The 25,235-nt window shown below is 33.3% G+C and carries 14 protein-coding genes and 1 other RNA gene; 4 read left to right on the forward strand and 11 right to left on the reverse strand.

All coding sequences use genetic code 11. From position 1 onward, the window contains the following. Positions 1 to 59: 59 nt before the first annotated feature. Entirely contained in the window at positions 60 to 1,253 is a 1,194-nt protein-coding gene (locus ACY2IJ_RS09320; protein WP_476724091.1) for a hypothetical protein, read from the reverse strand. A 249-nt stretch (positions 1,254 to 1,502) separates the two neighbouring features. Here ACY2IJ_RS09320 and ACY2IJ_RS09325 point away from each other — a divergent pair, with 249 nt between their 5' ends. Both ACY2IJ_RS09325 and ACY2IJ_RS09330 read left to right on the forward strand, forming a co-directional pair. Continuing rightward, positions 1,503 to 3,188, forward strand: coding sequence for a hypothetical protein (locus tag ACY2IJ_RS09325; protein ID WP_476724092.1), 1,686 nt, complete (start codon positions 1,503 to 1,505; stop codon positions 3,186 to 3,188). Between the two features lie 50 nt (positions 3,189 to 3,238). Further along, positions 3,239 to 6,433 carry a glycoside hydrolase family 2 TIM barrel-domain containing protein gene (locus ACY2IJ_RS09330; RefSeq protein ID WP_476724093.1) on the forward strand — a complete coding sequence of 1,065 codons (3,195 nt, stop codon included), beginning with the start codon at positions 3,239 to 3,241 and terminating at the stop codon, positions 6,431 to 6,433. Between the two features lie 59 nt (positions 6,434 to 6,492). On the opposite strand, the gene ssrA is transcribed toward ACY2IJ_RS09330, so the two are convergent. Beyond that, positions 6,493 to 6,892: a transfer-messenger RNA gene (gene ssrA, locus ACY2IJ_RS09335) on the reverse strand. 67 nt (positions 6,893 to 6,959) lie between these two features. Here ssrA and ACY2IJ_RS09340 point away from each other — a divergent pair. Then, positions 6,960 to 7,181, forward strand: a complete 222-nt coding sequence (locus ACY2IJ_RS09340) for a DUF3820 family protein (protein WP_476724094.1) — start codon at positions 6,960 to 6,962, stop codon at positions 7,179 to 7,181. A 121-nt stretch (positions 7,182 to 7,302) separates the two neighbouring features. On the opposite strand, the gene kdsA is transcribed toward ACY2IJ_RS09340, so the two are convergent. The 3 genes from kdsA to ACY2IJ_RS09355 all read right to left on the reverse strand — a co-directional run bounded on the left by kdsA (position 7,303) and on the right by ACY2IJ_RS09355 (position 15,420). Continuing rightward, entirely contained in the window at positions 7,303 to 8,121 is an 819-nt protein-coding gene (gene kdsA / locus ACY2IJ_RS09345; RefSeq protein ID WP_476724095.1) for a 3-deoxy-8-phosphooctulonate synthase, read from the reverse strand. A 132-nt stretch (positions 8,122 to 8,253) separates the two neighbouring features. Further along, positions 8,254 to 14,811 carry an alpha-2-macroglobulin family protein gene (locus ACY2IJ_RS09350; RefSeq protein WP_476724096.1) on the reverse strand — a complete coding sequence of 2,186 codons (6,558 nt, stop codon included), beginning with the start codon at positions 14,809 to 14,811 and terminating at the stop codon, positions 8,254 to 8,256. A gap of 135 nt (positions 14,812 to 14,946) precedes the next feature. Beyond that, on the reverse strand, positions 14,947 to 15,420 hold the full coding sequence (locus ACY2IJ_RS09355; protein WP_476724097.1) for a hypothetical protein: 474 nt from the start codon (positions 15,418 to 15,420) through the stop codon (positions 14,947 to 14,949). A gap of 103 nt (positions 15,421 to 15,523) precedes the next feature. Between ACY2IJ_RS09355 and ACY2IJ_RS09360 the strand changes: the two genes are divergently transcribed. Further along, positions 15,524 to 16,876, forward strand: coding sequence for a UDP-N-acetylmuramate--L-alanine ligase (locus tag ACY2IJ_RS09360; protein ID WP_476724098.1), 1,353 nt, complete (start codon positions 15,524 to 15,526; stop codon positions 16,874 to 16,876). Positions 16,877 to 16,935: 59 nt separating this feature from the next. On the opposite strand, the gene ACY2IJ_RS09365 is transcribed toward ACY2IJ_RS09360, so the two are convergent. From ACY2IJ_RS09365 to ACY2IJ_RS09390, 6 genes are all read right to left on the reverse strand, one after another. Next, positions 16,936 to 17,772 carry an IS3 family transposase gene (locus ACY2IJ_RS09365; protein ID WP_476726541.1) on the reverse strand — a complete coding sequence of 279 codons (837 nt, stop codon included), beginning with the start codon at positions 17,770 to 17,772 and terminating at the stop codon, positions 16,936 to 16,938. Next, positions 17,769 to 18,278, reverse strand: a complete 510-nt coding sequence (locus tag ACY2IJ_RS09370) for a transposase (RefSeq protein WP_476724099.1) — start codon at positions 18,276 to 18,278, stop codon at positions 17,769 to 17,771. The genes ACY2IJ_RS09365 and ACY2IJ_RS09370 overlap by 4 nt, the downstream gene beginning before the upstream one ends. A 57-nt stretch (positions 18,279 to 18,335) precedes the next feature. Beyond that, on the reverse strand, positions 18,336 to 19,766 hold the full coding sequence (locus ACY2IJ_RS09375; protein WP_476724100.1) for a sulfatase: 1,431 nt from the start codon (positions 19,764 to 19,766) through the stop codon (positions 18,336 to 18,338). Positions 19,767 to 19,881: 115 nt separating this feature from the next. Beyond that, positions 19,882 to 20,409: a hypothetical protein gene (locus ACY2IJ_RS09380; protein ID WP_476724101.1), complete on the reverse strand. Its 528-nt coding sequence runs from the start codon at positions 20,407 to 20,409 to the stop codon at positions 19,882 to 19,884. 167 nt (positions 20,410 to 20,576) lie between these two features. Further along, positions 20,577 to 22,019 carry a TolC family protein gene (locus ACY2IJ_RS09385; RefSeq protein ID WP_476724102.1) on the reverse strand — a complete coding sequence of 481 codons (1,443 nt, stop codon included), beginning with the start codon at positions 22,017 to 22,019 and terminating at the stop codon, positions 20,577 to 20,579. Further along, positions 22,003 to 25,218 carry an efflux RND transporter permease subunit gene (locus ACY2IJ_RS09390; RefSeq protein WP_476724103.1) on the reverse strand — a complete coding sequence of 1,072 codons (3,216 nt, stop codon included), beginning with the start codon at positions 25,216 to 25,218 and terminating at the stop codon, positions 22,003 to 22,005. Before ACY2IJ_RS09390 ends, ACY2IJ_RS09385 begins: the two co-directional genes overlap by 17 nt. Positions 25,219 to 25,235 lie beyond the last annotated feature (17 nt).

Here is a 25,235-nt window from a genome sequence, read left to right on the forward strand (position 1 = left end):
TTTATTTACATTATAAAAAGTACGCTTGCTCACTCTTTTTGAGCATCGTACTTTTTTATTTACTCCTCAATAACCTCCAACTCTACCAACTCACAATTTACATCCAATCTATTCAATCCTTCTACTTTAAACAACGCATTAAAATAAGCTTTGTTAGAAGGTAGTTGTTGGTAAAACTCTTCCAACCAAGTTATATTGGTAAACCTGTCTACAGTTGCCATTACCCCAATATCATGATCAGACACAAAAAATAAAGCCTTGTGTCCATCACTCACAGGCACGTAAGAAACCATGGCATATTCTACCAACTGATTTTCTCCATGTTTAGATTGATATACTGTTTTTTTTCCATGATCATTTTTTATAAAAGCATTGGTTTTAGCAGAAAACTGTTTGCTGTTTTTTAAAAAAATCTCTTGAGTCAAACTCATTGTTTTTTGCTGGCCTATGTAGAGCAAATTTCCTCTTTTAACAATATCATATGTAAATTCACTTTCAGGTTTTGGTACCATCGTCGCTTTGTGTTTAGCAAAAATTGTAGCCAAATTCAAAATAGAAAACGGAATAGACTTGGTAAAAAACGTATAATCCGACAAGAACAAAGTGTCTTTAGGGTATTTTTGTTGATAAGCAATAAATTCCGAAGAACTATTCACCCCATCTCTCATAAAAAGAGAACCTGGTGGTTTGTTAGGTTTGTGCAACACCACATGATCAGCTAACACTACGGTATTAACAACCTCTGAATTCATAAAACTTTGCCAACAATACAACTCTTCTTTTATAAAAAACTGACGATTGTAATAACCTAACAACATCAAAATTAACAAGCTTAATACAAGTGTAGTTTTGATTTTTTTATTAGAAGAATGAACCGCTACACTTTTAGTACTAAGCTGCTCTTCTCTTATAGTTTGTTGTTCATTGGCCCATACAAACTGTAAATCATAACTTCCTTTTTCCAAAACAAACAACAAACCATCTTCTTTTCCCTCATCAGCATAATAAGCAGCTATTTTTTTTCGCAAATTGTACATATACACACGTACCTTTCCGTCATCTTTTATTGCATTGTAACTTTCTTTAAAAAGTGCCATTCCTATAGTTTGCTCTTTTAAAGGCTGCTGAAGTAATGATTGTTCTGTTAAGAATTGAAGCAATTGGGTATAACGTTGCGATTTAGAAAAATGGCGAGAGGCTGCTATTTTTTCTAAGTACTGATAAACTTGTTCTTTGGAAATGGATGTTTTCATCAACAAGTAAAGATAACTTTTTCACGAAACATAAAACCGAATTAAATAAAGTCTATCTAGGGTAAAAAAAGCTGCTTAACCTCAAACTATAACAAACCCATCAAAACAAACAACAATCCATTAAAAAACAACTACTTAACACCACTATTAACCGTTAATAGTTTCGGTTAAACTTTTTTTTTAAATAATTATTATCTAATTTTTAAAGAACTTACAATGCTGTTTTAACCAATTACAAAACCTATAAAAATGAAGCATCTCCTTTTTACAACATTGTTTTTTATCACTATTACAACAAAAGCACAAGTAAAAAAAGTTTCAGATAGATATCCCATATTATACAATATGGTACACCACAACCCTGGAGAACCTAGATTTAACACCAAATATACAGAACCTGCTTACATTAAATCTTTAGGCTATAATGGACAAACTCCAAAATTTGAAATCCAGTGCGCAGTAACTTATGACGATTATGAAAACAATTTAGTTCCAGACAGGACTCCAGAAAAATTATGGATAGAACGCAAAGCAGCAGATATTAGAATACAACTAAACAACGCACAAAGAGCAGGAATGCCTATGTACCCTTTTACAGATGTGTTGGTGGTTCCTAAATCGGTTATGGAAAAGTACGGTGATGAAATGAAAATTAATGGCAAACTATCTATTCAAAAAAAGAGAACACAAGAAATATTAAAAGCCCAAATTGCAGAAATTTTTAAACGCTTTCCAGAATTAGGAGGTTTAACTATTCGCTTTGGAGAAACCTATTTACACGACACACCTTATCATGTAGGAAACAGACCTGTGTATACTCCAGAAGATCATGCAAAAATCATTAATATTTTAAGAGAAGAAGTTTGTGTAAAAAGAAATAAAAAAATCTTTTACAGAACCTGGGATTGGGGAAAAATCAAAAGAAAATTCCATTTAGTACCCGAAGTTTATTTAAAAATTACCAATGCGGTAGCACCTCATCCAAACTTGTATTTTTCAACCAAGCATGTAAATGGAGATTTCTTACGAGGATTGCCTTTTAACAAAACGCTAGGAATTGGTAAACATCAACAAATTGTAGAAGTTTCCATCAATCAAGCGGGAATGTACGGTAGAAATGCACATCCATACTACATTGGAAAAGGAGTGATTGAAGGTTGGCCAGAAATGGAACAAAAAAAAGGAATTCGTGATTTGTACAACAATAAACAAGTTAAAGGTTTTTATACCTGGACTTGGGGTGATGGTTGGTTTGGCCCCTATTTTGGGAACGAATTTTGGATGGATTTGAATGCACACATTATTCAAGAATTTGCCAAAAACCCATTAAAACCAGAAGAAGCTATTTTTAACGATTACGCTAAAAACACCTTAAAAATGTCTCCAAAAAACATCCGAAAGTTAAGAGATTTATGTATGCTTTCTGTTGATGCAGTATTTAAAGGACAGGCTACTAGTTTGCAACACACTTCTCCTTGGTGGATTCGAGATCATTTCTTTACTGCTTTAGACATGTCCATTTTTGTAAAAAAGGGAATCGACAAAAAAGTATTAGCAGAGAAAAAAGAGAATTTACAACGTTGGTACCAAATGGAAGAATTGGCCAACAGCATTCAACTTCCCAACAAAAAAGACGAAGATTTCATCAGAGTCTCTACTACTTACGGACGAATTAAATACGAACTCATCGAATTGATTTATCGTACACAAATTCTATTTGCAAGAATGGAACTAAAAGAACAGGCTCTAGATACCAGAGAAGCACAATATATTGTGACTCGCTATCATCAAAAATGGAAAGAATGGTTCCAACTCAAAAAAGAAAATGCCAACTGCCCCACTTTATATGTAGATTACGAGTCAATACATTGTCAAGGAAACGAACCGTTTATCAAATCTATTGAAAAACTAGAAAATTTATTAACGACAAAATAAATCCGTAAAACCTCCTACCAGCTCAATTTGTTTAAAACAACTTTCTTTTTATGAAACATTTTAACTTTATAACTCACATTTTTTTAACACTTATTGTTTTTTCTCTTCAAAGAACAAATGCACAAAACCTAGGTACAGACAAACAAGTTTACACCCTAGGTACCGAACCCCATACTGCTACGCATTATGTTTTTGCCAATAAAGATGCAGCTCTAAAGGGTGATTACAAAACCTCTCCTTACTACCAAAGTCTAGAAGGAAATTGGAAATTTAATTGGGTAAAAAATGAAAGCGAAAAACCCAAAGATTTTTACAAGCCTTCGTTTGATGTGAGTTCTTGGAACACCATATCCGTGCCCTCTTCTTGGGAAAGACAAGGCTACGGAAAACCATCGCACCGAGGTTTGGGAACTTTAATAAGAGAAGGAAAAATAAAAATCCCTAGACTGCCAGAAGACAACCCTGTAGGGAGTTATAGAACCACTTTTAAAATTCCAGCGAACTGGAAAAACAGGCAAACTCTTTTGCACTTTAACGGTGTAGGAAGTGCCTTTTACGTATGGGTAAATGGCCATAAAGTAGGCTACGATGAAGATTCTTTTACAAGTACTGTCTTTGACATCAGTCCGTATTTAACCGAAGGCACCAACACCTTAGCCGTTCAGGTGCAACGTTGGTCTACCGGGAGCTATTTAGAATCTGGTGACACTTGGACCTTTAGCGGAATTTTTAGAACCGTGTATTTACAAAGCAAACCACAGGTACAAATTAGAGACTTTTTTTTAAGTTCCGATTTGGACAGCACTTATCAGAACGCCACTTTTAAAGCCAAAATAAAAATATACAACAATACCGAAAAGGTTGTTCAGAAATACAAAGTCAACATCGCCATTTACAACAATGAAAACCAGCTAATTTCCGACCCTAAATTTGCTACCAAAGGAATTGGATGGAAACAAGGAAATCCGGGTACGGAAACCGTATTCGATTGTGAAACCTTTATTAAAAACCCCAAATTATGGTCGGCAGAAAAACCCAATTTACACACCGTTGTGATGACCTTGGTAGATGAAAAAGAACAAGTGGTAGAAATCACTCGTTCTAAGTTTGGTTTTAGAGAAGTAGAAATTAAAAACTTACAATTACTAGTTAACGGGCAACCTATTCTGATAAAAGGTGTAAACCGAGGAGAAACCGATCCACAAGCAGGAAAAACGCTTACTACCGAATCTATGATTCAAGATATTTTGTTGATGAAACAACACAACATCAATGCCGTACGTTCTAGCCACCACCCCAACGACCCACGTTGGTATGCTTTGTGTGATGAATACGGTTTGTACGTAATGGATGAAGCTTTGGAATCTAGCGATCAATCTGTACGTACCAACGTATTGCCTGGTAGCGATATTTCGTGGATGGCAAGTGCACTAGATCGAGTAGTGGCTATGGTAGAACGTGCAAAAAATCATCCTTCCATCATTATTTGGTCTTTAGGAAATGAATCAGGTTTTGGACAAAATTTTGCTTTGATGAGCGATTATATCAAACGATTTGACCCTACTAGATTGATATCCTATGACGGTAGAGAAACCGACCGTTGGGAAGTAAAAGATTATTTTGACATGAACAGCTCCATGTATCCTTTTATTGAAGATGATGGCAAACAAAAGCATTGGAAATTGCTTGATTTTTGGGCTACCCCTCGTTATAACAAACCTTATATTATGATAGAATATGCGCACGCTCAGGGGAATTCCTTAGGGAATTTTGCAGATTATTGGCGTGTAATTGAAAAAAATCCTTCGTTTTTGGGAGGGTATATCTGGGATTGGGTAAATCAAACTTATGATGAAAAAATGCCGAATGGCAAAATTCGCCAAAGCCACCGTTTGGATTATCATCCGTTAGACAGTTTGCCTGTAAACGGCGATTTTTCTGAAACGTGGAAATTAACCAACGAATGTGCCAAAGGATTGGTATTTGCCGATAAAACACCCAAACCTACTTTGTTAGAAGTAAAAAAAGCACAACAGTTTATTACAACAACCCAGGTTGAAGGAAAAAATCATGTGTTTGCCATAAAAAACAAATACAACTTTACCAACTTAGAGGAGTTTGCTGCAAGCTGGACACTCTTAAAAGAGGGGCTAGTAGTTAAACAAGGAAACATTGCATCTTTGGATCTTGAACCTGGAGCATCCAAAGAAATCTCAGTGTCTTTACCAAAATTCAAAAACGGATCCGAATATGTGTTGCAATTCAGCTATCGTCTAAAAAACAATACTTTGTGGGCCAAAGCAGGATTTGAAGTAGCCAAAGACGAAATCATTCTTCAGAAAAGAAGTTCATCCACCCAAAAAACAAGGGGTACTGTTACAATTAAAGAAACTCCAACAGAAATTACTACGCAAACAAAAAACAGTAAAATTCGTTTTAACAAAAACAATGGAACTATTACCTCTATTCTTGTTAAAAACAAAGAATTGATTGCACAGTCTGGTAAAGTAACAGGGCCTAAATTAAATGTATTCCGTGCTCCTATTGAAAATGACAATCATTACAAAGAAGGATGGAAAGCGGCTGAACTGAACAAGTTAACAGAGAAGGTAATTTCTGTTAAATCTAAGCAAATAAACCAATCTTTGGTGTCTGTAAATATTGTTAAAGAATTCAAATCAGATTCTATTTCTTTTGTTCATGAATGTATTTATAACATTACAGGAAAAGGTCAAATCACTCTAAAAAACAAAGTAACTCCAAAAGGAGGAAAAAGCTTAGAAGTGCTGCCAAGAATAGGGATAAAACTTGGATTGGCACAAGGTGTAGAACAGGTGAATTGGTATGGACGTGGACCTCAAGAAAATTATCCTGACAGAAAAGAATCCGCATTTTTAGGACAATACCAAAGTACCGTAACCCAATTGTACACTCCTTATGTAGTGCCACAAGAAAACGGAGCTAGATCGGATGTTCGTTGGCTTACTTTAGGATTTAAAAATCAAAAAAAACCAGCCATTAAAATAAGTTCAGACCAACCTTTTGTTTTTTCGGCTTTGCATTACGATGCCTTAGATTTGATAAAAGCAAGCAGACCTGCATTTTTAAAAGACAGAAAAGAAACCATTTTGTGTTTGGATGCTGAAATGCTTGGATTGGGGAATGCTAGTTGTGGCCCTAAGCCTTTACAACAATATTTAGTACCTGTAAAAACCTATGAGTTTGAATTTACTTTAAGTTTTTAAAATAAAATCAAACAAAAAAACCTGACTCATAAAAATGAATCAGGTTTTTTTAATTCTTTTGGTGGAGGTGCCGGGAATCGAACCCGGGTCCAAACAAGCAACCTCGTAGCTTTCTACATGCTTAGTTTCTATGCTATTGTCGGCCGTAAGCTGACTAAAAACGATCTACCTACAGCTTAGCTTTTTTAGCTTCGGAAAAGCACCAAAGCTTTACTTTTCCTATTTAGACTTTTACGACATCTCTAAATTGCACGCGGTCTATCAGCGCTGGCATGAGATGCATAGCTTGCTCACCTTGTGAGCCTAGGCCTTATCGTACTATTAATTCAGATAATTAGGCAGCCATGGCGAAAGATTCTTCACCGTTTATTGTTTTGGAACCTCGATTTACGAGAATGAACTCCATCTCTCGGCATGCTTACTAGTCAATTGATCTCGCTGTCAAAACCAGTCACCCCCAAAAATTTCAAAGAAGATTGCAAATGTATATATTTATACCCACAAATTAGATACCAAGATACAATTTATGAACAATTTGTCAGACAACACATATTTAATCAAACTAGCAAACACCAAAATGCCTTTTGGCAAATACAAGGGTTATGATTTGATTAATTTACCAGAACATTATATTGTATGGTACAAAACCAAAGGATTTCCTCCAGGAACTCTTGGCAAAATGATGGCCGAAGTGTATGAATTAAAATTAAATGGCTTAGAAGATCTTATTAGGCAACTGAAAAAATAAGTAAATTGTACTGAGTCCTTTTTGTATATAATCTTCTCAATAAAATTTCACATCAGAAAATTAGAATAAGGTTATCAAGCGTAGTTAAAACACATAGTTTTTTAACTACGCTTGAACACCTCTATAAAGTATTGATCACTTTTCTGATGGCAGTTAAATCTGTTAACAATTTTTCTAAGTGTTGAATATCTAACATGTTGGCTCCATCTGATTTTGCATTGGCAGGATCAAAATGAGTTTCTATAAACAAACCATCTACTCCGGCAGCAATTCCTGCTCTGGCAATAGTCCCAATCATGTCGGGTCTACCACCTGTTACTCCACTTGTTTGATTGGGTTGTTGTAACGAATGTGTTACATCTAAAACTGTAGGAGCAAATTGTTTCATTTCTGGAATTCCTCTAAAATCAACAATCATATCTTGATATCCAAACATGGTTCCTCTATCGGTAATCCAAGCCTTATTAGAACCTGCATCTTTTACTTTTTGAACAGCATGTTGCATGGCTCCAGGACTCATAAATTGTCCTTTCTTTAAGTTTACTACTTTACCTGTTTTGGCAGCAGCTACTACCAAATCTGTTTGACGAACTAAAAAAGCTGGAATTTGCAAAACATCTACATATGCTGCAGCCATGGCAGCATCCGAAATTTCGTGAATATCTGTTACCGTAGGAACATCAAAAGTTTCAGAAACTTTTTGTAATATTTTCAAGGCTTTTTCATCACCTATTCCTGTAAAACTATCAATACGAGAACGATTTGCTTTTTTAAAACTTCCTTTAAATATATAAGGAATCTTTAATTTATCTGCAATAGTTACTACTTGCTCTGCAATTCTTAAAGCCATGTCTTCTCCTTCTATAGCACAAGGTCCGGCTAGTAAAAAAAAGTTATCGCTGTTTGCGTGTTTAATTTTTGGGATTAGATTTAAGTCCATCTTGTTTTTTATTTCTGTGGGTTCAAAGATACATTTTTACGAAAATCAACAAGTAGTTCTTAATACAATTTTCTCCATTACATTCTGAAAACCACTCGAACTGACATTTTGTCATTATAAAAAATCATTAGATTATTTTACCATAATCTTAGCACCTTTGCTACGACTGCTAAACTCTGGAGCATACATACTTTGTATGGTGGTAATTCCGTTGTTAAACATTCCTTTGTGGCTCACTCTTAAATCGTACTCAAAAACATAAACTCCCTTGCTTATTCTATCAAAAAAGAAATGAGTGCTTGCATCTTTGGTACTTTGATAATATCCCAATCGGTCTTGCCACTTGTAACCAGAAAGCACCTCTACAGGTTCTAAACCAGATGCTCTCATGTCTTTCATATGAATAAATTCCATTGCTCTATCTGTAGACAATTCTATTCTAACCGTTAACAAATCACCCACTTTTAAAACCGTATTATTTTCTACCTCCGTTAACAACGGTCCGTTAGCAGTATTGGTTTTTACAAATACTTTTTTATTGAGTTTTAAAGGTGTGTTTGCAGACTTAATTTTATCCAAATCTTCAAAATATTGCCAATACAATCCGCCCCAAGCAACACCTTTGTCCTTTTTAGTTAAAGTAACCGTTGCCATGTTTGTATTTATTTCTGCGGGTTTCCATTTGGTTTTAAAATACCCTGTTCCTGCTTCTACTTTTACATTTTCTAAAGCACTTACCTCTAACTTTTTTCCTCCAATATTAATAGCTACAGCATCCTCTATAGCCAACCAATCTGACCCCTGTAACAACAACGCATAAATTGCTTCTGAAGTAGCTTTGGTGGTTTTCCATTGTTGTGTTTGCTTATTCTTTAACAACCACTTTTTTAACTCATCAACTTTTTTTGTATTGTTTGCTACTTCCGAAAACACTTCTATTAGCAAGCTTTGTGTTTCTATAGGAGATTGATACCAATACCAACTTGCTTTGTTTTCTTTCCAATACATTCCCATTTCATCACTTGTAATGCTATTTTCTTCTAAAGATTTTAATACATTATTAGCCGTTTTTAAATGGTTATTTCTGTGTTGAATTAACGCAATTAATCCTTTGTTATACAAGCTTTCTTGTTTCCAATATTTTGTAGTTTGATGAAAGTAATAATCTACAGCCTCTTTTAACTTTTTATTTGTAATTGGCTGTATATTAAAACTACGGATGTATAAATATTGTAACTGAACACTGTACAAGTGTTTTTTATTTAAATAATCTTGAGCTAATAATGATCCTTCTTTATCGGTTTTTGCTTTTGATTTTATATTTTCTGCACGCACTAACAATCGCTCATAATCTTCTAACAATTCTGCATCTACATAAGTCTGTGCTTTTTCAATAATTTTTTCTATTTTTTTATGATTGATGTTTACTCCCAAATGTTTTAAGTGAGCAAAGCCTTGCAAAATGTGTTGAGTAATGTATCTGTTAGGATAGTCAGATCCGCTAAACCAAGGAAATGCACCACTAGGAAACTGCATTTTTTCTAACTTATGAATGGTTTGCTCTAGGCTGTTTTCTAGTTTAGACAAATCGAACAACAAAGCAATTCTTTTCTTTTGTTCAGTTTCTGATTGCGCATCTCTTAACCAAGGAGTTTCTTGAATAATAATGGATTTTAACTCTTGATTTTTTTCCAAATTACTAATCAACGTTTCTGAACTTGCCCATTGATCAAACACCTTTTTAATTTTAGGATTGGAGTTTACAATATGACTTGCCAATTGATTTGCATAATACCTTGCAAAAGTTTGTTCTGCACACTCATGCGGATATTCCATTAAATAAGGTAAGGCTTGCACTGCATACCATGCAGGATTAGATGTTATTTCTAACGTTAACTGATGGTGTTTTAAACTTTCTGAAGTATTATTTTTTAACCCCTTTAGAGTAAACGTTTTGGTTTCTCCGCCATTTACCCACAAAGGCAACGTTTCTGTAACCAACATTCTGTTAGACAATACTGGCAACACATTTTGTTCTCCATCAGAAAAATCATTACTAGCCGCTACAATTTTGTACTGCACAGCAGAAACATTTTCTGGAATTTGCAATTGCCAAACTACTGATGTATTTCCTTTACTAGTTACGGTAAAGTCTTTTGTGGTTTGATGGTTTTGCAACAACGCATCTATGTTTTTACCCGTAGTAGGATCGGTTAGTTCTAATTTTACTTTTCCTTGCTGTACTTCTTTACTTAAATTGGCAATTTTTGTACTGAATGTAATTTCATCTCCTTCTCTTAAAAATCTTGGAGCATTTGGAGTTACCATCAACTGCTTTTGTGTAACTGTAGTTAAACTTTTTACTCCAGTATTCAATTCTTTATCATGAGCTAACAATTGTAATTTCCAACGTGTTAAATCTTCTGGCATGGTAAACTCAAAAGACACTTCTCCGTTTTCATCGGTTTTAAGCTGTGGAAAAAAGAAAGCGGTTTCGTTAAAATTGGTTCTAGCTTTTACGGCTCCTAATTTTGCAGCTATTTTTTTAGCTCCTGCTTTAGTAGCTACTACAATAACTCCATTAGCACCTCTTGTTCCATATAGAGCTGTTGCTGCTGCATCTTTTAACACATCAATACTACCAATTTCATCTATATTTAATTGTGGATCTTTATCATAAACGACTCCATCAACTACATATAATGGGTTGTTGCTAGCCTCTAAAGAAGCCATTCCCCTAATTTGAATGTTATCTTCAGCCTCCGATCTTGTTGTACTTATAATATTTACTCCGGACACCTGACCTTGTAAAGCTCCTGTTACTTCTTTCTTTTTTTGAGTACCGTAACCAACTACCACAACCTCATCTAAACTTTTACTGTCTTCTTCTAAAACAACTACATAACTATTATAGGATTTTTCTATTTTTAGTGTTGCTTTTTGGTAACCTAAATACTGTAAAGTCAACACATCATTCTCCTTAGCTTTTAGCTTTGCTTCTCCCTCAAAATTTGTAATTGCTAATTTAGAAATTGAAGATCCTGAAACTGTAACTCCAACTATGGGTTGATAATGCGCATCTACAACGGTTAATTTTATTTGATCTTTTGCCAAAGTGGCATCATATAATTTATTGATGTTATTCAGTTCAAAAACCTTATGTTTTATAGAACTAAGGTAATTTCTATGTACATAGCTATTGTTGGTAAAACTAAATCCAAACCAATTGAACTCATCGGCATTTAGCCAATTTTTATGATACAATCCTCTATTCCCTATTTGACGAACTGATATTGTACTTGTACGAAAATTAGCATATGAATTGATTGTATTACTTGCTCTATACGTTGGCAACTGTACAGGATTAAAATTCCAACTATGTGGCTTAAACTGATCTAAAGAAACATCGTACATAGAAGCCAACACCTCTGCTGTTGCCTTTTGCTGATTGGCTCCTTTAATTTTAAAACTCCACTTTTGAGTAGCTCCTGGTTGTAACAAATCTCTAAACGTAAGGGTTTCTATACTTAAATCTTTAGATTTGTGTGGAACTGTTACGTTTATAACACCACTAGCTATTGCATTATAATTTACTCTGTGCCATTTAATAGCAAAACCTCCTCTATTTTTTTCTGTTACAGGAATTTTAATTTTTTTAATTTGATTGTTTAACTCTATTTGATGAATGGCAATTATTTTGTGATTTTTCTCTATTTCTACAAAAACATTTATATTTTTTGCTGATGAACCTACAGAAAGAATCACCTCATCTTTAGGCTGATATACTTGTTTGTCTAAAAATATTTGAAACAATTGGTTGTCTGCAACTTTTTTAGCTTTTGGGTTTGATACTGTAAACAACTGTTCATCTTTTACCAATTGCCCCCACTTGTCTTTAGAAGTAGCAATAACTATATATTTACCTAACTCCCATTTTTTTGTTTTTCCCAAACTAACTTTGGGTTCTTTTTGGGTATCAAACTTTTTAGAAAGAACTAGTTTTCCTTTTTCCCATTTTTGAGGATCCTGATCTTCTTGTTTGTACGTTTCAAAAGGAAATAATTTGGCATATTCTTCTTTAGAAAATTTTTGAATATCTGGACTAGACCAGGGTCTATTTCTATACACCATTTGTGGAGCCACTAGCTTATAAATTTTTAATTCTCCTTGTGTGGCTACAAATTGTCCGTTTAAGTTTTCACTATCTATGGTCAATAAATTTTTGTCACAAACATCTATCTTATTTTTAACCGATACTTCTAGCCTTAAGGCATGATATCCGACAGCAACTTCTGTTTCTGCACTTCTGGTTTCTCCATTTATATCTGTAACATCGGCATAAATGGTATAGTAAAAAGTAGGCTGATTTTTTTGATCGACATTCACATCTGGAAAAGCTTTAAACTTTACCTTATAATCCCCATTGCCATCTGTAATCGTTTCTCCATTTGCTATTTCTGTTGGATCAGGAGAACGACCCCACCAACACCATCTTGGAAAACGAGCTTTTCTCACCACTCTATACACCACTTTTGCGTTGGTAATTTTACTTCCAGATAAGGCTATCGCTTCTCCATTTACGGTTATAGAATCGTTTACTTTATACGTTTCTTTTATGGGTGCAAAGGAAGTTTCAAACTTAGGTCTTTTGTATTCTTCTACAGCTATTTTGGTAGATACATAGCCTATTTGTTCTCCTTTTCTAAATACTCTAAAACTGTATTGCCCATTTAATCCGCTAGTAGGCAATTCAAAAGTAGAAGCTACCGTTCCAAATTCATTCAGTTCTAAAGTTACCTTTTTTACTTGCTGATTATTTACATCGTACAAAGCAACCTCTACAGATTGATTTGTCTCTATTTCTGTAATTTCTCCTTTCTTTTTTAACACAATGGTTTTAAAAAACACTTTTTGCCCAGGTCTATAAATACTTCTATCGGTAAACACAAACGGTTTATAACTAATAGCTGAACTAGTGTTTTCTGTATAATTATTATAGTTATACAAATAAATATTCTCAAAAAAAGCGGTATCTGTTTTAGTGGTTACTTTTGCTGTAACATTTCTATAGTAGTGATTGTTTTTAAATTGAAACGCTCCATTGTTATCGGTTGTAAAAGTTCTATTTATTTTATAGTCCCTCTTATAGTTTTTATCCTCATTTTTTAAATCAACTTTTACATTCTTATAAGGACTTCCATTTTGTCTGTTTAACACCTGAAAAACATTGTGTTCTTTTTTTAAGAATGTTAAGTTGGTTTTCTGAAAATACCTATAAGTACTATGTTTTTGATTTTTGTTGTACTTGGCTACCAAAATATACTGCCCTTGTGGAACATTTGGCAACAATACTTCTGTGCTGTGTTTTTGGTAATCTTTTTGATCTAACAATACCGATTCCCACTCTTTAAAAATCGTTAACGTATTAATTATAGAATCTCTTTTTCTACTTATTTTCTCATTTTTTAACTGCTTATATTCTTTTGTGTTTAACTTGTAAATAGTTCCATAAAAAGCGGTTACATTTCTATAGGTAATTAATGCTTTTAATTGTTCTTGAACTGGCACATATTGTTCTATTTTACAGGAAACCTCTTTGTATTTTATAGAATTTATCAATGCTTTGTATTTGCTAAACAAAGAATGTTTTGGATATGTTTGTAACAGTTCTTCACAAATATCTAATGCTTTTAAAAAATCATATTGGTGTTTTTGATTAAATGGGCTATAAGTTTCTGCAAAATCATAATAGGTTTTTGCAATTTCAAAATCTATATAAACTCTTGCTTCTGAAGATTTGTATTGATGCTGTATTTCTTTTAAAAACGCTAATTTTAGTTCATTAAAATGAGTTATGCTATTGTTGTCTTTTATATAATCAATTGCTAGTAATAAAGATTTAAAATATTCTTGCTGATTTCTTTTTTTATGAAACTGAATTAACTCCTGATACAACTTTAAAGACAAGTATTTGGTAGACAAACTATCTTGGGTTCTAAAATGATAAGTTTCTATTTCTGATAAATATTCCTTTTTATCAATAACAAAAGGTTCTTTAGGTTGAGTAATACTACTTTCACTTTTTTTGTAAAAATTCAGTGCGTTGTGTACTAAAAACTCAAACAATGTAGAGGTTTCGCTTAACTGATTTTCTTTGATTAAAACCTTGTAATCATCTATTTTAGTGTTTTTAAGCAACTCTTTTTCTTGTAAAGAGGCATTAAAATGTTTGTGAATTTCTGCATATAAAGTTTTTAAATCCCAAGTTCTAAAGTCATCATTATTTACCTTTTTTTGGGTTTGAGTTCTGTGGTAAAAACTCCACCTATGAGCCTGAAAATACTCTAGATACATTTGCCCCAACAAACTGTGTAAAAGTGCTTTTGATACTTTGTTGTTTGTTGCTTTTATTTGCGATTTAAAATTGTTGACAATTTTTAACTGAGCGTTTTCTTCTAAGGTTAATGCAAATTTACTTTGATACAATAAGCATCTAATTTTTTGCACCTCGTTCTTTTCTTTTACCGCTTTACTGTAAATAGCATCTACCTTTTTTAAAGAGGATTTTGGCAATAGCTTTAGCTCTTCTTCATATACTTTTAACCACAAATCTTCATATGAACTATTTTTTTTCTGAGCTTGTATTGCACATGATAAGCATAGAAAAACAACAAGAATACATTTTTTCATAACAGCAGTTTTTTTGAACAAATTAACAATTTATAAAACTCTATTAAAATTTTATATCAATTAGAATACCAACTTTAGGTACCTCATAAAAAAAGCCCCTGTAAATACAGAGGCTTTCTTTAAATTTTATTTTTTTTAGAATTTATAACGTACACCTAACGCTATTTCTAAAGACAAGTCGTTATCTCCATTAATAAGTCCAAGTTCTGGTCTTGTGTCTAAAGATAATTGCAACGGAAACTCAAAATTATACTCAATTCCCACATTACCATCTGCATTTACAAATGTTTCGCTACCTCCAGGATAATCTACAGAACCAATTCCTGCACCCGCACCTGCAAACCAGTTAAAACCGGGAGCTAAAGCACTTAAGTCCCATACCCATTGGTAAACTCCAGATAACTTATAAGCATCTACATTGTTATTACTTCTTATTCCTAGATCTAATTGCAATCTGTTAGCATCAGACAAAGCTCTTTGGTAAGAGATTTCGTACCCTAAACCATCATTATCACCTAAACGCAAACCAATGGCATGTTTAGACAACTCTTGAGCTTGCGATGCCAAACCTGCTAACAGCAATGCTGCTGTAAAAATTAATTTTTTCATAAGTACTTATTTTATATTCAACGCTAAATATAGCAAAACAAAACAGTCAATACAGAATTCATTTCTTAAATTTACTTTTTAAGATTCTCAAAAAAAATCTCACATGAACATACATTTTATTGCTATTGGAGGTAGTGCAATGCACAACTTAGCTATTGCTTTACATAAAAAAGGATATCAAATAACAGGTAGTGATGATACTATTTTTGAACCTTCAAAATCTAGATTAGCAAACAAAGGATTACTTCCTCTAACTTTTGGATGGTATCCCGAAAAAATAACCAAAGATATTGATGCTATTATTTTGGGAATGCACGCAAAGCCAGACAATATAGAATTGTTAAAAGCACAAGAATTAGGGTTAAAAATTTATTCTTATCCTGAATTTTTATACGAGCAATCTAAAGAAAAAACAAGAGTAGTTATAGGAGGATCTCATGGAAAAACCACCATTACCTCTATGATTTTACACGTTTTAAACTACAACAACATTCAGGTTGATTATATGGTAGGTGCCCAATTAGAAGGGTTTGATACCATGGTACACTTAACTAAAGAAAATGAATTTATAGTTTTAGAAGGAGATGAATATTTATCTAGCCCTATAGACAGACGACCAAAATTTCATTTATACAAACCCAACATTGCTTTGTTAAGTGGAATTGCTTGGGACCATATTAACGTGTTTCCAACATTTGAAAACTACCTAGAACAATTTTCTATGTTTACAGACTCTTTAACTCCTGGTGGAATTATGGTTTATAATCAGGAAGATGAATACGTAAAACAAGTGGTAGAAAGTTCTGAAAATACTATAAAAAAATATCCATATACCACTCCTACTTACACAATAGATGATGGTACTACTTTATTAGACACTCCTGAAGGAGATTTGCCTTTAGAAATTTTTGGAAAGCACAACTTACAGAATTTAGCAGGTGCCAAATGGATTTGTCAGCACATGGGAGTTGGAGAAGAAGATTTTTACGAAGCTATTGAAAGCTTTAAAGGAGCTAGCAAACGATTGGAGAAAATTGCAGAAAACAACAACGCTGTTCTTTTTAAAGATTTTGCTCATTCGCCTAGTAAAGTTGCAGCAACAACTACTGCTGTTAAAAACCAATACAACAACAGAACCGTAATAGCTTGTTTAGAACTACATACTTACAGCAGTTTAAATGCAGAGTTTTTAAAAGAATACAAAGGTGCTTTAGACAAAGCTGATAAAGCTGTAGTTTTTTATTCTCCTGATGCTGTTGCTATTAAAAAATTAGACGAAGTTTCTAAACAACAAATAAAAGATGCTTTTAAAAGAGAAGATTTAATTATTTACACCAATCCAAACGATTTTAAACAGTTTTTGTTTGAACAAGATTTTAACAATACCGCAACCTTATTAATGAGTTCTGGTAATTACGGAGGTTTGGATTTTGACGAGCTAAAAAAACGATATTAATTTAAAAAAAACGGCCATTTAAAATTGGACAGCCCCCAAAAAGTTGGACGGTTAAAAAATTAATTATTGATATGAGCTCGATATTTTATCGGGCTCATTCCATTTAAAGCTACTGATATTCTATCATTATTATAATAGCAAATATATTCATTAATTTCCTTTTCTAATTGCTCAATCGAGTTCCATTGTTTTAGATAAAACAGCTCAGATTTTAAAGTTCCAAAGAAATTTTCAATAATAGCATTATCTAAACAATTCCCTTTTCTAGACATACTTTGAATCATCTTGTTCTTTTTTAAGATATTCTGATATTTTTCCATTTGATATTGCCATCCTTGATCCGAATGTAATAACACATTTGCTGCTTTATACTTTTTAAAAGCTTTCCCCAGCATTTGAGTTATTTGTCTAAAATTAGGACTCCTAGAAATTTGATAACTAATGATTTCTCTACTACATAAATCAATAATTGGAGACAAATAAAGTTTTTGACCTTTAACTTTAAACTCTGTAATATCTGTAGCCCATTTTTGATTGGTTTTAGAAGCCTTAAAATTCCGTTTAAGTATATTGGGAGCTATTTTACCTTGACTTCCTCTGTAAGAACGATACTTTTTAACTCTAATCAAAGATTTTAACCCCATGGACTTCATTAGTCTTAATACTGTTTTATGATTGATGATAATCCCTCTGTTGTTTAGTACTAAAGTGATTCTTCTATAACCATACCTACCTTTGTGTTGATGGTAGATTTGAGTAATAAACCTTTTTATAGATTCATATTTATCAGGCTCTTTACTTTTTTGTAAATGATAATAAAAACTACTTCTAGCCATCTTTGCATGATGTAACAATACCGACAAATCATGCTTATGCCTTAACTCATTTATGACTATTGCTTTTTCTCTCTGGCTTGAGCTAAGGCTTGTAACTTTTTTAGCAAATCAAGTTCTGCTTTTAAAGATTGATTCTCTTTTAAAAGTTTTTCTTCTCTAGTTAATGGTATAGATTTATTTTTTCTAGACTTGGGTTTCATTCCGATAGGTCTTCCTTTAGGTTGATTTTTAAGACCTTTCAAACCTAAGGATTTATATCTTCTTTGCCAATTAATAATACTAGCACCACTTCCAATATCAAATAGAATACATGCTTGCTCTAAAGAAAGATGTTCTTTTTCTATTCGTTGTAAAACATCAAGTTTAAATGATGATGTATATTGTTTATTTATCTTTGGTAACAAACCTTGAACTCCTTTGTGTTCATATTGCCTACACCAAAGAGAAAGAAGAGAACTATCAAAACCTAGCTCTTTACTCAAACTAGTTATAGAGCGTTCTCCTTTAAGAACTAACTTCACACATTCTTGTTTAAAGCCTAATGTGTATTTTACTTTTCTAGACATAAAAATACCCCCAAATTGTGTCTAACATTTTGGGGGCACTCTAAATGGCCGTTTTTTTTAATGCTTTTTTCTTTTTTTCTTAAAAAAATTCTTTTCTGGATTGTAATCTTTATTTACTGTAGGCATTTGTGCATTTACGCTTTTTCTCCAAGTTTCCAAGTCCTTTACTAATTCTTCTGCCTTTTTTGGATACTTAGTAGCTAAATTAGTAGTCTCTCCAATGTCTGTTTTTAGATTGTACAACTCTAAAGTATCCTGTTCAAAAACCTGAATTAGTTTCCAATCTCCTTTTCTAATTGCACTATAAGGTTTTGCTCCTCCTGGGTGATAATGTGGATAATGCCAATACACAGCATTTCTTTTAACAACTCCTTTATTTAATAACAACGGACTTAAATCGACCCCATCTATATTTTTAGGAGATTTCACAAAACTATTGGTTAATCCCATTAAACTAGGAAATATATCTGCTGAAATAGCTACCGTTTCTGTAACAGCCCCTGCTTTTATTTTATTGGGCCATTTAAAAATTAAAGGTACCCTAACACCTCCCTCATACACATCTCCTTTTCCCGATTTTAGAGGAGTATTTTTGGTAGGTAGTAAATGACCTCCGTTATCACTATGAAAAACTAAAATAGTATTTTCTTCCAATCCGTTTTCTTTAAGAGCTTTTACCACTGTTCCTAAAGCAGTATCCATATGCTCTATCATGGCTGCATAAGTTGCATTTTGATGAGTCATTCCTTTTTTAATCAACGCTTTGTATTTCTGAACAACTTCTTTTTTAGCCTGTAACGGCATGTGTACATTGTACAACCATAAATTCATAAAAAAAGGTTCTTTTTTATGTTTCTGAATATAAGCTACAGCTTCTTTAGCCAACCTATCGGTAAGATACTCTCCTGTTTCACCATCACTCAATCTAGGATTGTTGTACGGTGAAAAATATCCTTTACCTCCATCTGCCTTAGGAGAACCTGCACTAAAACCTCCAATATTCTCATCAAATCCTTGGTTTTTTGGCCAGTATTTAGCATCCTCTCCCAAATGCCATTTCCCTAAATGAACGGTTTTATATCCGTTTTTTTGAAACATTTCTGCAAGTGTTACCTCATCCAAATCTAATTTTTGATTCCATTCAGGAATTTTCATTTTAGCGTAAGGTTTTTCATGTCCTTCAATCCAATCTGTTACATGCAATCTAGCAGGATATTTACCTGTTATAATACTAGCTCTTGTTGGAGAACAAACCGTACAAGATGCATATGCATTTGTAAAAGACATTCCATCAGAAACTAGCTGATCAATGTTTGGTGTTTGGTATAAATCACTTCCAAAAATACGAGCATCTGTCCACCCCATATCATCTACCAAAAAAAGAATTACGTTGGGCTGGGAGCTATTTTCTTTTGATGCTGAATTTGATTTGCAAGAATTTAATAAAAAAGTAAAAGCAATTGCAAAAAGTAGTATTGTATTTTTCATTGATAAAATAAATAAGCACGCTCAAGCTACTAAAATAAAATTAGTATTTACAAAAAATGGAGCTATTGAAAAACATTCAACAACTCCATTTTTAAAAAACTATATAATAACAAGCTTAAAAACTTTTTCCAATACCAATTCCTATAGAAATGTTTGAAATACCATCGGTAGCATGATCGTAGAAAAAACTTGGTGCCACATCCCAATGATGTCCCAATGTTAAATCATATTCCAAGCCTATTCTTACCAAATCTTTTACTTCACCATCTTCAAATATAACCCCTGGCCCTAACACAAACTCTAAATGTTTGATAGGATTCCACAAAGCATCTAAAGTAACCACTACAGGATATCTTCGATCTACAAAACCTCCATGTAATTCGGCAGATTCTTTACTCGAAATCAATTCAATATCTGTAAAAACCCCTATTCCCCATTTTTCTTTGAACCAATATTCATAATCCAATCCAAAAGAAGGAATAGACAGTACATCTTTATTCCCTAGCTCAAAACCAAGATTTAAATAAGAATGTCCTAAAACCACACTAACCCTGTGTTTTTTTTCTCTGACTTCTTCTGTTTCTTGTGCCATTACAACAGGTGACAAAAGCAGCCCAACGATTATAATAATTTTGTTTTTCATGTTTGTTTTGTTTGTATAAGACAAAAATATTAAGAGTTTTTTATCTTTTAATATGAGCTCTACTAATTTTACGAAAACGTATGATAGTAAAAGAGCCTAAGATTTCCATGAACAGAAACCTCAGGCTCTAAAACAAACTAAAACTAAACTACATGAAAAATAGTATCTTAATTCCAACCTCCCCCTAATGCTTTGTATATGTTTACATACGCATTCATTTGGTTCTTTTTGGTTTCTATCAATTCAAATTTTGATTCCAACGCATCTCTTTGTGTTAGTAACACTTCCATATAATCTGCTCTTGCAGACCTAAACAAGTTGTTAGAAATTTTTATAGATTCTGTAAGCGCACCAACCTCTTCTTTTTTAAGGTCAAAACTCTTTTCCATATTGCTCATTTTAGACAGTTTATTTACCACCTCTACATAAGCATTTAAAATAGTACGCTCGTAATTATACACTGCTTGTATTTGCTTTGCATTTGCATTGTAATAATCTGCCTTAATTGCATTTCTATTAATTAACGGTGCTGTTAAATCACCTGCTAAAGAATACAACAAAGACTTAGGTGTATTTAGCAAATACTTTGCATTAAAAGCCTGATAACCGATTCCTGCTGAAATTCCTAAAGACGGATAAAACCTAGCTTTGGCCACTTTTATATCTAATTTTGCAGCAGCCAATTCTAGTTCCGCTTGTTTAACATCGGGTCTATTTTCCAACAATTCTGATGGAATTCCTACATGCACTACATCGGGTTCTAAGTTTATAAACCCTTGATGATTTCGTTCTATAGATCCAGGATATTCTCCCACCAAAAAGTGAATTCTATTTTCGGTTTCAACAATACTTTGTTCAATTTCAAACTGAATACTTTTGGTACTATACACCTGAGCCTCAAACCTACGAACCGCCAACTCTGTAACTTTAGCTGCTTGCTTTTGTAATCTAACAATTTTTAAAGCATCGGTTTGTATTTTAATGTTTCGTTTTAAAATTGCCAACTGATTGTCTAAAGCCAGCAATTCATAATAAGAATTAGCTATTTCTGCAATTAGGTTGGTTACCATAAAATTCTTTCCTTCTACACTAGCTAAATATCTACTTACAGCAGATTTTTTAGCATTGTGCAACTTGTTCCAAATATCTATTTCCCAAGTTGCATGTGCACCAATCATAAAATCTGGCAAAAATTCTGGATTTTCTTTAGTTCCTTTAATAGGAGTAGTAGCATCGTTAGCACCTTGACTGGTGTAACGACCTACTTTTTCTCCTCCTGCACCTGCTACAATACCAACAAAAGGTAAATACTCCCCTTTTTTAGCTCTAATTTCATTTCTAGCAATTTCAATTTCTTGCATCATAATATTCAATTCCTGATTATTTTGCAATGCAACATCTATCAATTTAGCCAAATGAGGATCGGTAAAATATTCTTTCCAATTCATTTTTACCGCGTTTACTGTATCTTTTAAAGTATTAAAACTATCAGGTACATTTGTATTTGCTGTTTTTTGAACTAAGTCTGGAGTTTTACATGCCCACATAGTTAGTATTACTCCTATTACCGTTAGCCTATAAAGGCCTTTTGTTTTATTTATCTTTTTCATCTGTTTCTTCTTCATTTATAGAATATGTATCTACTGCGTGGACAAAGTTATCTGTTAATGAATCGTCTTCTTCATCTTTAATTAACTTACGACCATCAGCCAAACTACCAAAAATGTAATACAACCCAGGAACAATAACAACTCCAAAGATGGTTCCAAACAACATCCCTCCAAGTGAAGCTGCTCCAATTGTAAGGTTTCCTACAGCACCTGGCCCTGTTGCCATTAACAAAGGAATTAGACCGGCAATAAAAGCAAACGAGGTCATTAAAATAGGTCTAAAACGAGCTTTAGCTCCTTCAATTGCAGCGTTTAATACAGTGATGCCTTCGTGATGTTTTTGAATAGCAAATTCCACAATCAACACCGCATTTTTACCAAGCAGCCCTACTAACATAACGAGTCCTACTTGTGCATAAATATCGTTAGCAACTCCTGCAAATTTAATCAACATAAAGGCCCCAAAAATACCTGGTGGTAAAGAAAGAATTACTGCTAATGGAAGAATAAAGCTTTCGTACTGAGCAACTAACACCAAGTATACAAACACCAATACTATAATAAATATATAGACCGCTTCATTTCCTCTTGCTACTTCATCTTTTTGAAGTCCTGCCCAGTCAATATCATATCCTTTAGGCAACGTTTCTTTTGCTACCTCTTGAATTACTTTAATAGCCTCTCCACTACTATATCCTTCGGCTGGAGAACATCTAATAGAAGCTGAATTGTACATATTGTACCTGTTAACCTCATAAATTCCTTGTGTTTTTTTCATTTTCATAAATGAAGAATAAGGAACCTCTTCGTCTCTATCATTTTTAACATATAGTTTCATGATATCTTCAGGAAGTCTTCTGTACTTTGGATCTGCTTGTACATATACTTTAAAGTAACGTCCATATTTAATAAATCCTTGATCGTAAGTACTACCTACCAAAATAGATAAGTTTTCCATAGCCTCACCAATAGAAACTCCTTTCTGCATTGCTGCTTGGTTATCGATTTCCAATTCGTATTGAGGATAATCTGTACTATAAAAAGTAAATAAAGAGGTTAATTCTTTTCTCTTTTCAAGCTCAGCCATAAACTCTTTGGTTGTTCTGTCCAAACGTTTATAATCTATCGTATTATTTTTATCTAACAACTGTAAAGCAATACCTCCTGCAGCTCCATATCCTGGTACAGCTGGCGGATTAAAGAATTCTATTTTTGCACCAGGAATGTCCTTTGCTTTTTCTTCTAATTCTTCTATAATCTCTTTTACAGTGTGCTCTCTTTCTCCCCAAGATTCTAAGTTGATTAATAGTGTTCCTGAGTTAGAACCACGACCTTGAGTTAAAATTTCATAACCTGCTAATGCTGAAACAGATTTAACTCCCTCTACTTCCTTAGCAGCCTCTTGCAACTGACGACTTATTGCATATGTTCTTTCTAAAGTAGAACCTGCTGGTGTTTGAAGCACTGAATAAATCATACCTTGATCTTCATCAGGAACAAATCCAGATGGGAGGAACTTAGATATTCCAACAATACTAATCGCAAAAATGATTAAAACTCCAAAAGTAACAGTTCGTCTGTGTACAATTAACTTTAAGACTCTAACATATCTATTAGTAAGTCCATTAAATTGCTTATTAAATCCATCTAAAAACTTATCAATAAAGTTTTTCTTCTTTTCTTTTCCGTGATTATTTTTTAGTAAAATAGCACACAAAACAGGTGTTAAAGTAAGAGCTACCGTACCTGAAAGTACAATTGAAGAAGCCATTGTAATAGAGAACTGACGATAAAAAATACCCACTGGACCCGACATAAAGGCTACTGGAACAAATACAGCTGTCATTAATAAAGTAATCGCTATTACTGCTCCACTAATTTCTCCCAATACTTTTCTAACAGCATTATAAGGTGTAATATGTGGTTCCTCTTCAAATTTGGCATGAACAGCTTCTACTACTACAATAGCATCATCGACCACAATACCAATGGCGAGTACTAATGCAAATAACGTAATTAAGTTAATGGTCAATCCAAAGGAAAGCATTACAAAAAAGGCTCCAATTAAAGATACTGGTACTGCTAAAATTGGAATTAATGTAGATCTCCAATCACCTAAGAAAATAAATACAACAATAGCTACTAATATAAAAGCATCTCTTAAGGTATGAATTACCTCTTCAATAGAGGTGTCTAAGAAATTAGATACATTGTAACTAATTTCATAATCAACTCCAGGTGGAAAATCTTTTTTAAGTTCTTCTAACTTTTCTTTCAAACGGTCAATTACCTCAGTAGCATTACTTCCATATGCTTGATTCAACATAATAGCTGCAGAAGGATATTCATCTTTATTTGAATAAACATCATAAAATTCACTTCCTAACTCTACATCAGCGACATCTCCTAAATGAAGTACTTCTCCATTAGGTTTTGACCTTAGAATAATATCTTTATATTCTTGAGCCTCATTAAATCGACCTTTATAAGTCAATACATACTCTATAGACTCCGAAACTTTACTATCGGCTCGACCCAATCTACCAGGAGAACCAATGATACTCTGTTTATCAATGGCCTCCATTACATCTTTTGTAGATATGTTGTAGGCCCTCATTCTATCTGGTTTTAACCAAACACGCATTGCGTATTGTCTTGTACCTATAATTTTTGCTTGTCCTACACCACTTACCCTTTGTAACTCAGGCATTACATTTACGTATGCATAGTTAAAAATATACTCCATATCAACATTTGTTGTATCCTTACCATAAAGGTTTACATACATCAACATGTTTGGCATTAACTGTTTTACAATTAACCCTTCTAACTGAACAAGTTTTGGCAACCTGTTCTTCATCTGGAGCACACGGTTGTTTACATTTACAAGTGCTTGATTGGGATCTGTTCCTTTGTTAAAAACAACGGTAATGTTTGCCTCTCCTGAACTAGCTGCTGTAGAGAACATATACTTCATTCCAGGAACCCCATTAATAGCTTGCTCCAAAGGAATAAGAACGGATTTTGTTAATACCGTTGAACTTGCTCCCGGATATGCTAAGTACACAACAATCATTGGCGGAGCAATGTCTGGGAACTGTGATTTAGGTAACGTTTTGATGGCCAATGTTCCCATAAACACAATAAGTAATGAAATTACTATTGCTAAGGCTGGCCTATGAATAAATTTTTGAAACATATTGTTTTATTTTTTTC

Source organism: Wenyingzhuangia gracilariae, from assembly GCF_056387575.1.